Below are 14,505 nucleotides of genomic sequence, written 5' to 3'. Positions count from 1 at the left end.
GGCATGAGCCGCATCATTGCGGGTGCCGCTGGCGGGACGCCCTTGGCCAGCGTCCCCGGTTCCCTGACCCGGCCCACGACGGACCGTGTCAAGGAAGCGTTGTTCTCCCGACTTGATGCCTTCGGGATCATTGCCGGTTCCCGTGTCCTGGACCTCTACGCGGGGTCCGGAGCGCTGGGCGTGGAGAGCGGCAGCAGGGGCGCCGAAACCGTTGACCTCGTGGAATTCGACGCCAAGGCAACTTCCGTGTGCCAGCGCAACGCCGACCTCATCAATGGTGTGCTGGCACGCAAGACCGTGACGGTCCACCGCTCCAAAGTGGAATCCTTCCTGGAGCGCACCCCGGGGGAGGTCAGCTGGGACCTCGTCTTCATGGACCCGCCTTATCCTTTGGACGAGGCTGCAGTGTCCGCGGTGCTGGCCAAACTTGCAGACCATCTGACGCCCGCCGCGCTGGTGGTGGTGGAGAGATCCTCACGTTCCCCCGAACCAGGCTGGCCGGAAGGCCTGGAACGGTTTGCGGAAAAGAAGTACGGGGAGACCCGGCTCTGGTTCGCGGAGCCCGCAGTGCCGGACGCCATCAGTCCGGACGTTGTGATCGACGGGCAGGCGGCGGGCGAGGCCTGAAGCAGGCCGTGATGCCGGTGGCCGTCAGCCGGCCAGGACGTCCAGGTCCACACCGGCAAGCACCTTCGCCGGGTGCGGGCCGCGTGCTGTCAGCTCGGCGGTCCAGCCCTCGGGCCACGGAGCCTGCGTGCCGGTCAGGATGATGTTGCCTGGGTAGCGGCCGGCGAACATGCCGGTTTCCGCGAACGCAGCCACGGCCGTCATGGCACGGCGCATCGCGGTTATCTGGCTGCGGACCAGCGTGAGGCCCGGCTCGTCGCCGACGTTGACTATCAGGACGCCCCAGGGACTGAGCCGTGCAGCGGCTTCCTGGTAAAACTCCGCACAGGCGATGTGGGCCGGGGCGTCCGGTCCGGAGAAAATATCCAGGATAACGACGTCGAATTTAAGGTCCGGAGCCAGCTCCGCCAGGGCATCGCGGGCATCGCCGATGACGGTGTGCAGTACGGTTCCTTCGGGCAGCGGGAGTTGCTGGAGGACAAAATCGAGGAGCTCGCGCTCCAGCTCCACGGCGTACTGGACAGAACCGGGCCGTGTCGCCTGGATGTACCGCGCCAGGGTGAGGGCACCGGCGCCAAGATGCAGCGCTGTGATCGGCTGTCCCGGGGGAGCGGCAAGGTCCACCACGTGGCCGATCCGGCGCAGGTACTCGTAGAAGATCTCTTCCGGGTGGGCAACGTTCACGTGGGACTGCTCGGCGCCGCCGATCCTCAGAACATAGGCGCCCGCCGTGAAGGCATCCGGCTCAATTGCCGCGTGTTGTCCGGTGGTCCGGAGGAACCGGGCCGACCGTGCACTGCGGGCGTCGGCCATCACAGCCTTCCGCTGAGGGTGGCCAGGCGGTCGGCGGCTTCCTCAAGGACCTCAATCTTCTTGCAGAATGCGAACCTGAGCAGGCTGCGCGTCCGTTCCGCCCCTTCCGGATGGCAGAACACCGGGACGGGGATGGCTGCGACTCCCACCAGCGCGGGAAGCCGGCGGGCAAGGTCCACGGAGTCGGCAATGCCAAGGGGAGCGGTATCCACGTTGACGAAATAGGTGCCCTGCGGGGTGAAGACGTCGAAGCCGGCCGCACGGAGGCCTTCGCTCAGAATGTCCCGCTTGTTCCGCAGCGTGGCTGAAATGCCCTCGTAGAACTCATCCGGCAGCGCCAGCCCCGACGCGATCGCGGCCTGGAACGGCGTGCCGGAGCTGTAGGTCAGGAACTGCTTGACCGTGCGGACGGCGGCCACAAGGTGTTCGGGGCCGGTCAGCCAGCCGATCTTCCAGCCGGTAAAGGAAAAGGTCTTGCCTGCCGAGGAGATGGTGAGCGTCCTGTCGGCGGCTCCGGGCAGGGTGGCTACCGGTATGTGCCCGGCGCCGAAGGTCAGGTGCTCGTACACCTCATCGGTGATGATCAGGCAGTCATGTTTGCGGGCGAGCTCGACGATGCGCTCAAGTACCTGGCGCGGGAAGACGGCGCCGGTGGGATTATGGGGGTTGTTCAAAAGCACCACCCGCGTCCGGTCGGTGAAGGCAGCCTCCAGGGCTGCCAGGTCCGGGTGAAAGTCGGGAGCCAGCAGCGGTGCTGTGGTGTGGGTGGCGCCGGCCAGTCCGATGACAGCGCCGTACGAGTCGTAGAACGGCTCGAACGTCAGCACCTCATCGCCCGGCCCCACAAAGGCCAGCAGGGCAGCCGCGATGGCCTCGGTAGCACCAGTGGTAACGATGACCCCGGTCTGCGGGTCCGGGGTCAAGCCGTAAAACCGGGCCTGGTGGACGGCAACAGCTTCGCGCAGTTCCAGGATGCCCTTGCCGGGCGCGTACTGGTTGGCCCCCGCCGCGATGGCGGCCATGGCTGCGGCCTTGATTTCCGCGGGGCCGTCCTCATCCGGGAAGCCCTGCCCCAGGTTGATGGCGCCGGTCTGCACGGCCAGGGTGGTCATCTCTTCGAAGATGGTGACGCCCAGTTGGCCGGCAGGTCCCAGGAGGTTGGCGCCGGCCGCGGTGCGCTGCCAGGGAGCCCGTGCGGCGGGCAGCGAAAGTTCCCGTGGTGGATGCATCCAGTCATGGTATCCCGGCGGCCGCATGGGGTAGGTTCGGTGCATGAGACGCGCTGTCTGCCCCGGTTCCTTTGACCCTATCCACAACGGTCATCTTGAGGTCATTGCCCGTGCTGCGGGCCTGTTTGACGAAGTTATTGTGGCTGTTTCCACCAACTACGCCAAGCAGTACAGGTTCAGCCTGGGAGACCGCATCGATATGGCGCGGGAGACCCTGGCATCCCTGAAAGGGATCGTGGTGGAACCCGTAGGGGAAGGCCTCCTGGCCGAATACTGCCGCCAGCGCGGGGTCTCTGCCATTGTCAAAGGCCTCCGCTCGTCGTCGGACTTCGATTACGAACTTCCGATGGCCACCATGAACCGCCAGCTCAGCGGGGTGGAAACGGTGTTCCTGCCCGCGGAGGCGCATTACCTCCACTTGTCATCGACGCTCATCAAGGAAGTGGCCGGCCTGGGCGGCAGCGTCTCCGATTACGTGCCGCGTTCAGTGCAAAAACGGATGTTCCCGGGCGAGCCTTCGTCGGGTCAGTCCGCAAGGGGGTAGGCTAGTCCGGTACTTCGACGTCCGCTGCCGTGTGGCTGCAGGCCTGGTTTGAGTCCCCGCGGCTCTTCAGGCTAAGATGGTACGTCGGTCATATGTTCAACAGGAGTTCTCATTAAACGAGATGCTAGTTCGCCCTTGGCGTTCGACGTCAAGGATCTCGGGCGCAGCCCGGGCAGCATGCGGACACTGAAGGAACATGTACCCGCACCAAGTGACCTTGGTGTGGCACTTATTGGCGTTCAGGAAGGCTCGGATATCGAGCTGGATCTGAGGCTTGAGGCCGTACACGAAGGAATTCTGGTATCAGGAACCGCGGTCGCCGAAGTTACTGGCGAATGCGGCCGATGCCTGGATCCCCTTGCGTATGACCTTGAGGTCAATGTGCAAGAACTTTTCTTCTACGAGGGCGTTGTGCTTTCGGATGAGGAAGACGAAGAAGAGCAACGTCGAGTCGAGCACGATCTGATCGATCTTGAGCCGGTGTTGCGGGACGCAGTCATAACCATGCTGCCGTTCCAGCCGGTGTGCCGGGAAGACTGCCAGGGCCTTTGCTCCGAATGCGGAGTTCGCCTGGAAGACGAGCCGGGGCATCACCACGAGGTCGTTGATCCTCGCTGGGCTGCCCTAGCTGACTTGGCTAAGCCTGACCGGCAAAACTGATTTGTACGTGTTTGTCTAGAGAGAAATGAGTTAGCCGTGGCTGTCCCGAAGCGGAAAATGTCTCGCTCGAATACCCGCGCCCGCCGCTCCCAGTGGAAGGCAACCGCCCCCCACCTGGTGAAGACCGTAGAGAACGGCCAGGTTGTTTACAGCCTGCCGCACCAGGCAAAGGTCGTTACCGACTCCGCTGGCACTGCGCTGTTCCTTGAGTACAAGGGCCGCAAGGTCGCAGACGTCTAATTGGCCCTTAGGCTGACATGATGTCTTCAACTGAAGAGCTTCTGAAGCGTCTCGGTGTCTCTATTGACGCCGGGACGCTTCGTCTTGCTCTGACACACCGTTCCTACGCCTACGAAAACGGCGGCATTCCCACGAACGAGCGCCTCGAGTTCCTCGGCGATTCCATCCTGGGCTTCTCTGTCACGGACGCCCTGTACCGGGACAATCCCACGTTGCCCGAAGGTGATCTGGCCAAGCGCCGTTCCGCGGTGGTCAGTACGCGTGCCCTTGCCGGTATCGGCCGGAGCCTCGGCATCGGGGACTACATCTACCTTGGGCAGGGTGAAAAGCTCACCGAGGGCAAGAACAAGGCCTCCATTCTGGCGGACACCATGGAAGCGCTCATCGGGGCCACCTATGTGTCCAACGATATCGAGACCGCCCGCCAGCTGGTCATGCGCCTGGTTGGCCCGCTCCTGAAGGACGCGGCCGCTTTGGGCGCCGGGACCGACTGGAAGACCAGCATCCAGGAACTGGCCGCCAGCCGGCAGCTCGGCACTATTTTCTATGCTGTTGAGGGAGCCGGTCCGGACCACGCCCGTACGTTCAAAGCTGTCCTGAATATCGGCGGCAAGCCGTACGGCAATGGCTCCGGCCACTCCAAGAAGGAAGCCGAGCAGGAAGCTGCCGCGGACGCCTGGCGTGCTCTTTCCGAAACCAGGACATCAGCTGCGGCGGCCGGACCGGCTGAGTCCGCTCCCGGCGCCTAGGACAGGCGTTGCCCGAACTGCCTGAAGTCGAAGTGGTCCGCCGCGGCCTGGTGAGCTGGCTCCGCGGCCGGACCATCACGTCCGTGGACGTCCTGGACCCGCGTTCCCTCCGCCGCCATGCCCTGGGGGTTGAGGACTTCATCGGCAACCTCGAAGGCACCACGGTGGCGGATGTGGTGCGGCGCGGAAAGTTCCTGTGGATGCCGCTGCGCGAGGGCCTTTCGTCGTCGCCGGCCGGAAGCACCCCGGGAGGAACTGCGCCTGCCGTGGCCCTCATGGCGCACCTGGGCATGAGCGGACAGCTGCTGATGCAGGATCCGTCGGTACCGGACGAAAAGCACCTGAAAGTGCGGCTGCGGCTCAGCCAGAGTGAGGGCATGCCGGACCAGCTCCGTTTTGTGGACCAGCGCATCTTCGGCGGGCTGTTCGTGACGGCCATGATCCCCACGGACGACGGCGGCCCCGGCGGCCTCGCTGAGTCGCCGCTGCCCCTCATTGCCGAAGAGGCAGCCCATATTGCCCGCGACCCCCTGGATCCGGCGTTTTCCTTCGACCTCTTTTACGCCCGCCTCCGGAAGCGCAGGACGGGTCTCAAACGGGCCCTCCTGGATCAGGGGCTGGTCTCCGGGATCGGCAATATCTACGCCGACGAGGCCCTCTGGCGCGCTTGCCTGCATTACGCCCGGCCCACCGACAAACTCCGACGTGCCGATGCCGAACGCGTTCTCGCCAGCGCCCGCGAGGTCATGCTGGATGCACTGGCGGCCGGCGGAACCAGCTTCGACTCCCTGTACGTGAACGTCAACGGAGCCTCCGGCTACTTCGACCGCTCCCTGAACGCCTACGGCAGGGAAGGTCAGCCCTGCCACCGCTGCGCCGCCGTCGGAATCACTTCCCTCATCCGGCGCGAACAGTTCATGAACCGCTCGTCCTACACCTGCCCCGTCTGCCAGCCGCGGCCGCGGAACGGCCGCTGGTAGGAACGTAGCGGCTACGGCGAACCGTAGTGTTCGGCCAGCCGCGCCAGGCCTTCGTCCAGGGACACGGCGGGCGTCCAGTCAAGGAGTTCGCGGGTCTCGCGCTGGTCGAACCAGTGCGCGGTGGAGAGCTGCTCGGCGAGGAACCTGGTCATGGGCGGTTCCTCTTCCCGGCCGGCCAGGAGCCATGCCTTTTCCACCACTGATCCTGCCGCCCGCGCGAGTTTGCCTGGCACTCGCCACGATGGCGCCGGCACTCCGCCCGCGGCGCAGATGCCCGCCAGCAGTTCACCGACCGGCCGGGGTTCGCCGTTGCTGACGACCACCGCCCGGCCATGGACGTGCTCCATGCGGTGCAGCGCGGCGACGATGGCCGAGGCGGCATTGTCCACGTACGTGGTGTCGATCAGGGCAGCACCGGCGTCGAGCAGCGGCAGGCGGCCGCAGGCCGCACGCGCCAGCACGCGTTCCACCAGCTGCGTGTCACCGGGGCCCCAGACGATGTGCGGGCGCACCGCCGCGACCCGAAGGTCCGGTGAGTCCGCTGCCAGGGCGAGCAGCTCGGCTTCAGCTTTGGTGCGGGAGTAGTCGCCGTGTGCCCGGGCCGGGTCGCCGGGCTCGGCCCCGAGCCCGGCGATGGCGTGTCCTGAGTTTGCCACGGACGGGGACGAAACGAACACCAGATTCCGCACGCCGGCCTCACAGGCGGCCCGCAGCAGGCGGCGCGTCCCCTCCACATTGACCTCATCGAAGTCTGCAGGGCGGCCGGTGAAGGAAACCTTCGCGGCCAGGTGGATGACTCCGTCGTTGCCGGCTACTGCCCGGCGGACGGCGTCGTCGTCCGACACGGAGCCGGTGAGGTCCGTTACGCCGTCCACACCCGAAGGCCGGCGCTGGAATGTGGTGACGCTGTGTCCCTGCAGCACCAGCAGACGCGCCACCTCTCCTCCGAGCAGGCCGCTTGCACCGGTAACAAGGACCCTCATGGCCTGCCCGGCCGGCCGCCGGCCAGCACTTTCGACGCCCAGCGGGAGAGGCGGGTCCGGTCAATTTTGGCGTTGTGGCGGATATCGGTGGGCTGGGAAGGCACAGTGAGCACGGCAGCCACAGCAACCCCGGCCTGGCGGGCTGCCTCCCGGACCCGCCCGGCGAGCTGCGGGGCGGCCGGGCCCGCCCGGCGGACAGGAGGCACAGTCTCGACGACGGCGACGACGGCCTGTGTCCCTGCGGGACCGACCCCCACCACTGCGGCCAGCCCGACGTCGTCCAGCTGTTCAATGGCCTGCTCGGCGCCCACGGGCGTCACCACAGAACCCGGCGCCGTGACGAGGTGAGCCAGGCGCCCTTCCACCCAGAGCCGGCCCGCGGCATCGAAGTGCCCAACGTCGCCGGTGCGGTGCCAGCCGGCCGTGCGGACGCTTTCGCTTTGCGTAAGCCAAAGCCTGTCATAGGCGTCCTTCACATGCGGAGCGCTGACGAGGATTTCCCCGGTCACGCCAGCTTCTGTGGCCGGGTGGTTCCCGGGGGCGCTGCCGTCCGCGGCGAGCGGGATGACGGCTACGCTGGCGCCGTGCACCGGCCGGCCCACACACACCCCGTTGCCGGCTCCTGCCATGGTCCCTCTTGCGGCGTCAGCTTCGGCAACGCGGATCTCTTCGAGGCTGATGTCCGTGACGGGCAGCGCCTCGGTCATGCCGTAGGGGGTGTGCAGCGAGGCCTGCGGCAGCAGCTTTTGCACCTGCGCGAGGAGGGGCTCAGGGACGGGAGCGCCGGCGGAGAGCAGAAGTTCAACGCGCCCCAGTGCTTCGTGCCCGGCAGGGCTCAGGCCGTCCTTTGTAGCCAGGACGTTTCGCAGGGCGGCGGGCGAGGCGAAGACTACGCTGGCGTCAATGGCCGCGGCGGCGTCCGCCAGTGCGGTGGCGGTCAGGGTGCGGGGTGCCGTGACGTCCATGGCGGGCGTCACCGAAACAGCTCCGAGGGCCGGCCCCAGCAGCGCAAACGGGGCGAAGCCCGCCACCAGCCGTGCTCCCGGCCGGATCCCCAGTGTCGCGGCCAGGGTGTCCCGCATCGCGGCAAGCTGCCGGTGCGTGTACACCACCCCTTTGGCAGGACCGGTGGAGCCCGAGGTGAAGAGGACCGCAGCAGGGGCGTCCTGGCCCGGAGCCGCGTACGGAGCAGGGACGTCCGCCGGCGGCACCTGGCTGAGGCTGCTGCCGTGGCGGGTGAGGGCGGTGAGGGAGGTTTCGACGTGGAGGAGGCGGCGGCGGGCAGCCGGCAGGTCCCGCACACTGATGCGCCGGCCGGGCCAGCCAAGCACCGAGGCAGCGGCCAGCGCCTTATCGATGCCGATGAGGAAATCGGGGGTGGCTCCCTTCACGGCACGGCTCAGGCCCCGCGTGCCGAGCCCGGCGTCGGCCACAACCACCACCGCGCCGAGGCGCAGGCAGGCGTAGAGCACCACGGTCAGGTCCACGCCCGGCGGGACCATCAGGCTCACGCGGCTGCCATGCCTTACGCCCGCATCCCGGAGGCCCGCCGCGAGGACGCCGATGTTGTGTTCCAGCTCCCGCCAGGTGAGCGAGCGGGAGACGCCCCCGTTCGCGCCCATTTCCGCGACGGCGGTGTCCCCGCCGCGGTCGCCGGTTGCCTGCCGGATGAGCGGCGCCCAGAGTGTGGGGACACCGGCATCCGCCTGGTGGGTCCCGCGGCTGCCCTCCAACGCTGTGGTATCCAGGGCTGTGTTACCCAGGGCGGTGCCCTCCGACGCGTTGTCCGCCGGCAACGGGCTGCCGGGCAGGACATCTGCACGTTGCAGGTCGGGTTCGCTGTCCGGGCTGAGCCCGGCAAGCCATTCGAAAATGGGCGCGGCGATGTCCCGGTCTTCGGCGACGAGGTGGCCGGCCCCTTCGAAGCGGTGCACCTTGGCATGGGGGAGCCGGCCGATGAGGTCCTTGAGGTACCGGTCCGAGAAGATCGGGTCCCGCGGGCCCCAGAGCATCAGGGCCGGAACGTCCAGCCCGCGCAGCCCCTCGGCGACGCGGGTGAGTGCCGGGAAGCTGGGGTGGGACGGGTCCGCCGGAATGTCTGCGACGAAGTTTCCGACGCCGGCGCGGCGGTCCGCACCGCGGTAGGGGGCCATGAACGCACTGCGGACATCAGCTGCCAGCGGAGGATGGGCCAACGCATGAGTGACCCGCAGAAACGCGTCCGACGTCGTTGTTCCCCAGCGGTGCACGGCAGGGTGGAGGGCAAGCCGCAGGGCCGGCGGGACGGGGGAGCCGGCCGGTTGGTGGACAGCGGTGTTTGTGAGGACCACGCCGGCGAGTTGGCGGGGATGCGCCAGCGCCCAGCCGAGGCTGATGACGCCGCCCCAGTCATGGCCGACGGTGATAACGGGTCCGTCCAGGTCCAGCGCCGTGGTGATGTCGCCCAGATCGTTGATCCGGTCCGCCAGGCGACGCAAGGTGCCGGTGCGCTCGGAGAAGCCCATGTCCAGCTGGTCCACGGCCACCACCCGCCACGGGCGGGCGGCACCGGATCCGGCGGCACCGGATCCGGCGGCGTCGGTCCCGGCGGCCAGCAGCGTGCGCCACAGGAAGGACCACGTCGGATTGCCGTGCACGCACAGCAGGGTGCAGGCGGGAGCCATGCCGCGGCGGGAGAGCTGTGGCCCGTTGTCGAGCACATGCCAGCGGCGCACAGTTCCAGGGACATCGGCGGCGGAGGTGGAAACCACATCGATCTCGCGGGACCACTCCGGGTCCACGCCCGGCCAGCCGGCGGCTACCAAACGATTTCCATCAGGGCGGTGTTAAGGCCGGAGCCGACGCCCATGCACAGCACGCGGTCCCCGGCCACGAGGGTCTGTGCTTCGGCGGCCAAGGTCATGGGGAGCGAAGCGGGGCCCACATTGCCCCAATGCGGGAACGTGATGGGTACCCTGGCCGGATCCAGGTCGATTGCCTCGATGATGGCCTGCGTATAAGCATTGCTGACCTGGTGCGTGACGTAGCGGTCCATGGTGCCCCAGTCCCACTCCTTTTTTGCCTCCTGCCAGGCGTCCACCACAAGCTGCAGGCCGCCGTCGAGCAGCCCTTTGGTGTCGGTGCTCATGCCGTCGATGCCGCCCACGCACAGTTCGTGGTGTTCGGTGCCGGCGCGCATCACCCCGCCAACGATCCGGTGCGCGCCGGGGTGCTGGTCAGCCGGGCCCAGCACGGCTGCCGCGGCTCCCGAGCCCAGCGTCAGCGTGGCGAACTCCCGGCCAAAGTCCTCACGGGTGGTTTCGGGCCGCTGCAGCCTGGCCAGGGTTGCCTCCTGCGTTGCCTGGGCATCCTCGCCGTTGACGATCATCGCGTACTTGATCTGGCCCGAGTCGATCATGTTCGCCGCCAGGGTGAGGCCGTTGACAAAGCCGAGGCACGCATTGGCGAGGTCGAAGTTCATGGCGGACGACGGCAGGCTGAGTCCGTGATGGATCTTCACCGCAACCGACGGTTCCAGGCTGCGCCGGGTAACGGAGGTGTTGATGAGCAGGCCAACCTCGGACGCTTCAACCCCGGATTCGGCCAAGGCCTTCGCACCGGCTTCGATCGCGGCGTCGTCGAACGCCGTCCCGGCGGCCCACCAGCGCCGGTGCGTGATGCCTGCCACGCGTTCGAGCAGTTTTGGGGGGAACTTCAGCCGCCGGAGGGTCGGAGCCAGCCGCCGGTCGAAATCCGCCGAACTGACGATCTTCGGAGCTTCGACGCTGCTCACCGATAGAAGCGCGGTGTTACCGTGCCGGAATGTTGCATTCCCTGTCAAAACAAGCCCCTGTTCGTGTCCGTCCTGCGCTGCGGAGGTTGACCGCACTATCCGGCACAAGCCCAAGTGCTTAACTATGCCCGGTGCAGGTCCGTTCCTGCACATGCTTCCAGCGGCATCTATGGCAGCTTCCAACGTATCTGCGCGGAATTGTCGCTGCCCCGCAGTAGATTGTAAGTACGCCGGGGGCCATCCCCCCGGAAGACACCCGCAACGAACCATGCGCCCATAAAGCCAAGCAGGAGACCCGACACACCTTGCACCTCAAGAGCCTCACCGTCCGGGGATTCAAGTCGTTCGCGTCGGCAACGACCTTCGACTTCGAGCCCGGAGTCACGGCCGTGGTGGGACCGAACGGCTCCGGAAAGTCCAATGTGGTGGATGCCCTGTCCTGGGTCATGGGGGAGCAGGGTGCCAAGACGCTGCGGGGCGGCAAAATGGAAGACGTCATCTTTGCCGGCACCTCCGGCAGGCCGCCCCTGGGCCGGGCCCACGTCTCCCTGACCATCGACAACACGGACGGCGCCCTGCCCATTGAGTACAGCGAAGTCACCATCTCACGGACCCTGTTCCGCACCGGCGGCTCCGAATACGCCATTAACGGGGCCGGTTGCCGCCTGCTCGACATCCAGGAACTGCTCTCCGATTCGGGCCTTGGCCGGGAAATGCACGTCATCGTGGGCCAGGGCCAGCTCGATAAGGTCCTGCATGCCACTCCGGAGGACCGCCGGGGTTTCATCGAGGAAGCCGCGGGGATCCTCAAGCACCGCCGCCGCAAGGAAAAGACAGTCCGCAAGCTGGAGGCCATGCAGGCGAACCTGCAGCGGCTGAACGACCTCACGGGAGAGATCAGGCGCCAGCTCACCCCCCTCGGCAAGCAGGCGGACGTGGCCCGCCGTGCCCAGCGGGTCCAGTTCGATGTCCGGGACGCCCGCGCGCGGTTGCTCGCCCACGATCTTGTCCGGGAGCAGACAACGCTGGAGCAGGACGTTGCCGGCGAGGCGGCGCTGAAAGCCCGCCGGGAAGTGGTGGAGCAGGAACTTGATACCGGGCGGCGGCGGCAGGCCGGCCTGGAACACCTGGCTGCCGAGGCCACGCCTAGGCTCAATGCGGCACGGGACTCCTGGTACAGGCTGACCACGGCACGGGAACGCCTCCGGTCCCTTGGCTCCCTGGCCCGGGAACGCGGCCGGCTCCTGGGTGCAGTTGATGCTGAACCGTATTCGGGCCGCGATCCTGACCAGCTCGAACGGCAGGCCGCGCGCGTCCGCGACGAAGTGGCGGAGCTCGAGCGCCACATCCTTGACCGGCGCAGTGCCCTTGAGTCGGCCACGGCCGCCAAGGCCGACGCTGAACATGCCGCCGCTGCCGAAGACAAACGCCTTACCGCCGTTCTCCGGGCCGCAGCGGACCGCCGGGAAGGGCTTGCGAAGCTGGCAGGCCAGGTAGGCGCGGCCAGGTCGCGCGTCGAGTCTGCCCAGGCTGAATTGGGCAGGCTCCGGGAGTCACTCGCCGCCGGGCAGGAACGGCGCCGCCAGGCCCAGGCAGAGTTCACTGCCCTGGAAAACCAGGTTGCGGGAGTTGAGGACGGGGAGGAAAGCCTCGACGCCGACTACGAGGACGCCAGCGCCGAACTCGACGCCGTGGTCCAGGAGATCGCCGAACTCAAAACCGCCGGGGGAGAGGCCGTCCGCGAACGCGACGCCCTGGTGGCCCGCCGCGATGCCCTGCAGCTTGGACTGAACCGCAAAGACGGCGCAGCGCATGTGCTGAATTCAGGGCTCGACGGCGTGGCGGGCACGCTCGCCGGGGCGCTCGCCGTCGAACCCGGCAACGAGGCAGCCATCGCCGCTGCGCTAGGCGATGCCTCCGAAGCGGTCCTGGTCCGTGATCCGGCCGTGGCCGCAGCCGTCGTGCAGCTTTTGAAGGATGACGACGCCGGGCGTGCAGTCCTGCTGCTGGAGTCCGCGCAGCCGGGCCGCAATCCGTCTCGGGGCGAAGTATTGCCTCCGGGTGCCCGCTGGGCCGCTGACCTGGTCTCGGCCGACGACGCCCGCGGCACTCTTGTGGCAGCACTGCTGGCCGGATTCGTTGTCGTCGAGGATGTGGCCGTCGCCGGCCGGCTGATGGCGGAACGGCCGGAGCTGAAGGCAGTGACAGGCGCCGGAGACGTCCTGACTGCGCTGACGGTTGCCGGAGGGTCCGCAAAGGCGCCGTCGCTCCTTGAAGTGCAGGCCGCCGTCGACGACGCCGAAGCCCGCCTCGCCGCCGTCACTGCCGTTCTCGAGCGGAACAGGTTTGCCCTGGCCGGCGCTGAAGCGCGGCGCACCCAGGCTGCGGCGAGGGCCGAGGCCGCGCTGGACCGGCTTCATGACTCCGACGCACGCCTGGCGGCTGTCGCCGAACGGCTGGGCCACCTGAACTCTGTACTCCGCAGTGCCACGGGCGAAAGCGACAGGCTCGCGGCCTCGCTCGCCAAGGCTGAAGCGAATGTGGGAACTGAGGAAGAGGCGCTTGCAGCCATCGCCGCCCGCCTGGCAGCCGCGCAGGAAGCGCCGGCCGAAGCGGAGCCGTCCACCGATCAGCGCGACGCGCTGGCACTGGCGGCGTCCCTGGCCCGGTCCACGGAGATGGATGCCAGGCTGTCACTCCGCAGCGCCGAAGAGCAGCTGACAGCCACCCGGAACCGGGCGGTCTCCCTGGATCGGGCCGCCGCCACCGAACGCAGGGCCAGGGAAGAGGCTGCGGAACGGGCGCGCCGCCGCAGGCTCCAGGCACAGCGTGCGGCCGCGGTGTCGGCAGGCGCAGAGCTGGCCATCCGGTTCATTGATGTGTCCGTGGAGCTGGCTCGGGAGGAACGCGATCTCGCCGAGGAAAACCGGGAGCAGCGGGACCGGGAACTGCAGGCGGTGAGGACCGGGAACGATTCGCTGGCCCGCGAACTTGCGGAGCTGACCGATTCGGTTCATCGCGACGAACTGGCCCGGACCCAGCACCGGGCACGGATCGAAGCCCTGGAAACACGGTCCATCGACGAACTCGGCATCACCCCGGACGTGCTGGTGGCTGACTACGGACCCGATGTTCCGGTCCCGGTCCCCGCAGGGGAGAGCGGGGATAAATGGGCCGCCCTCAGGACGCCGGTGGATGAGAGCGGCACGCCGGTGGTCGAAGGCAAGCCGTTTGTCCGCGAGGAACAGGAAAAGCGCCTCCGGAAGGCAGAACGGGACCTGTCAGCCCTGGGCAAGGTCAATCCGCTGGCGCTGGAGGAATTTGCCGCCCTTGAGGAGCGGCACCAGTTCCTGAGCACCCAGCTCGAGGATCTGCGTGCCAGCCGTAAGGACCTGCTGGACATCATCAAGGAAGTGGATGACCGAGTCCAGAAGGTCTTTGCCGAGGCGTTCGAAGACACCCAGGCCCAGTTCGTCCGGGTTTTTGGCCGGCTGTTTCCCGGCGGAGAGGGCCGGCTGGTCCTCACCGACCCGTCGGACATGCTCACCACCGGCATCGAGGTGGAGGCGCGGCCGGCCGGCAAAAAGATCAAACGGCTTTCGCTGCTCTCCGGCGGCGAGCGTTCCCTCACTGCCGTGGCCCTGCTGGTTGCCATCTTCAAGGCCCGCCCCTCGCCGTTCTACGTGATGGATGAGGTGGAGGCCGCCCTTGACGACACCAACCTGGGCCGGCTCATCACCATCTTCGAGGAACTGCGCGAGTCCAGCCAGCTGATTGTCATCACCCATCAGAAACGCACTATGGAAGTGGCTGACGCGCTGTATGGCGTGACCATGCGGGGCGACGGCGTATCAACTGTCATCAGCCAGCGACTGGGTGCCGAAGTCTAGAGTTCCCGCAGGTGGTGG

General features: G+C 67.5%; 12 protein-coding genes. 7 read left to right on the top strand and 5 right to left on the bottom strand.

What is annotated here, in order from left to right:
- Nucleotides 1–3 precede the first annotated feature (3 nt).
- On the top strand, nucleotides 4–627 hold the full coding sequence (gene rsmD, locus IDT60_RS11660; RefSeq protein WP_191079210.1) for a 16S rRNA (guanine(966)-N(2))-methyltransferase RsmD: 624 nt from the start codon (nucleotides 4–6) through the stop codon (nucleotides 625–627).
- A gap of 24 nt (nucleotides 628–651) precedes the next feature.
- Here rsmD and IDT60_RS11655 read toward each other — a convergent pair whose 3' ends face one another.
- Both IDT60_RS11655 and IDT60_RS11650 read right to left on the bottom strand, forming a co-directional pair.
- Nucleotides 652–1,440: a spermidine synthase gene (locus tag IDT60_RS11655; RefSeq protein WP_191079209.1), complete on the bottom strand. Its 789-nt coding sequence runs from the start codon at nucleotides 1,438–1,440 to the stop codon at nucleotides 652–654.
- On the bottom strand, nucleotides 1,440–2,669 hold the full coding sequence (locus IDT60_RS11650; RefSeq protein ID WP_223883700.1) for an aminotransferase class I/II-fold pyridoxal phosphate-dependent enzyme: 1,230 nt from the start codon (nucleotides 2,667–2,669) through the stop codon (nucleotides 1,440–1,442). Before IDT60_RS11650 ends, IDT60_RS11655 begins: the two co-directional genes overlap by 1 nt.
- Before the next feature lie 43 nt (nucleotides 2,670–2,712).
- Between IDT60_RS11650 and coaD the strand changes: the two genes are divergently transcribed.
- From coaD to mutM, 5 genes are all read left to right on the top strand, one after another.
- Entirely contained in the window at nucleotides 2,713–3,213 is a 501-nt protein-coding gene (coaD, locus tag IDT60_RS11645) for a pantetheine-phosphate adenylyltransferase (RefSeq protein WP_191079207.1), read from the top strand.
- 135 nt (nucleotides 3,214–3,348) lie between these two features.
- A complete protein-coding gene (locus IDT60_RS11640; RefSeq protein WP_164199191.1) occupies nucleotides 3,349–3,873 on the top strand; it encodes a DUF177 domain-containing protein in 525 nt (174 codons plus the stop codon).
- Nucleotides 3,874–3,909: 36 nt separating this feature from the next.
- Nucleotides 3,910–4,113, top strand: coding sequence for a 50S ribosomal protein L32 (gene rpmF, locus IDT60_RS11635; protein ID WP_056738282.1), 204 nt, complete (start codon nucleotides 3,910–3,912; stop codon nucleotides 4,111–4,113).
- Between the two features lie 20 nt (nucleotides 4,114–4,133).
- Nucleotides 4,134–4,862, top strand: coding sequence for a ribonuclease III (rnc, locus tag IDT60_RS11630; RefSeq protein WP_164206127.1), 729 nt, complete (start codon nucleotides 4,134–4,136; stop codon nucleotides 4,860–4,862).
- 8 nt (nucleotides 4,863–4,870) lie between these two features.
- The gene (gene mutM, locus IDT60_RS11625; protein ID WP_191079206.1) at nucleotides 4,871–5,842 is read left to right on the top strand and encodes a bifunctional DNA-formamidopyrimidine glycosylase/DNA-(apurinic or apyrimidinic site) lyase; all 972 of its coding nucleotides are present in this window, start codon (nucleotides 4,871–4,873) and stop codon (nucleotides 5,840–5,842) included.
- 11 nt (nucleotides 5,843–5,853) lie between these two features.
- Here the strand turns inward: mutM and IDT60_RS11620 are convergent, their stop codons facing one another.
- Genes IDT60_RS11620 through IDT60_RS11610 form a run of 3 tightly spaced genes read right to left on the bottom strand, consistent with a single transcriptional unit; the run spans nucleotide 5,854 to nucleotide 10,645 of the window.
- Entirely contained in the window at nucleotides 5,854–6,825 is a 972-nt protein-coding gene (locus IDT60_RS11620; RefSeq protein ID WP_191079205.1) for an NAD(P)-dependent oxidoreductase, read from the bottom strand.
- Nucleotides 6,822–9,629: an alpha/beta fold hydrolase gene (locus IDT60_RS11615; RefSeq protein ID WP_191079204.1), complete on the bottom strand. Its 2,808-nt coding sequence runs from the start codon at nucleotides 9,627–9,629 to the stop codon at nucleotides 6,822–6,824. Before IDT60_RS11615 ends, IDT60_RS11620 begins: the two co-directional genes overlap by 4 nt.
- Complete coding sequence (locus IDT60_RS11610) at nucleotides 9,623–10,645, bottom strand: 3-oxoacyl-ACP synthase III (RefSeq protein WP_191079203.1); 1,023 nt, start codon at nucleotides 10,643–10,645, stop codon at nucleotides 9,623–9,625. Before IDT60_RS11610 ends, IDT60_RS11615 begins: the two co-directional genes overlap by 7 nt.
- A 257-nt stretch (nucleotides 10,646–10,902) precedes the next feature.
- Between IDT60_RS11610 and smc the strand changes: the two genes are divergently transcribed.
- Entirely contained in the window at nucleotides 10,903–14,487 is a 3,585-nt protein-coding gene (gene smc / locus IDT60_RS11605) for a chromosome segregation protein SMC (protein ID WP_191079202.1), read from the top strand.
- The last annotated feature ends 18 nt before the right edge of the window (nucleotides 14,488–14,505 follow it).

Origin of the sequence: Pseudarthrobacter sp. BIM B-2242, assembly GCF_014764445.1 — a bacterium.
In the GTDB taxonomy this organism is placed as follows: domain Bacteria; phylum Actinomycetota; class Actinomycetes; order Actinomycetales; family Micrococcaceae; genus Arthrobacter; species Arthrobacter luteus_A.
This window is presented reverse-complemented; position numbering and strand designations above follow the sequence as displayed.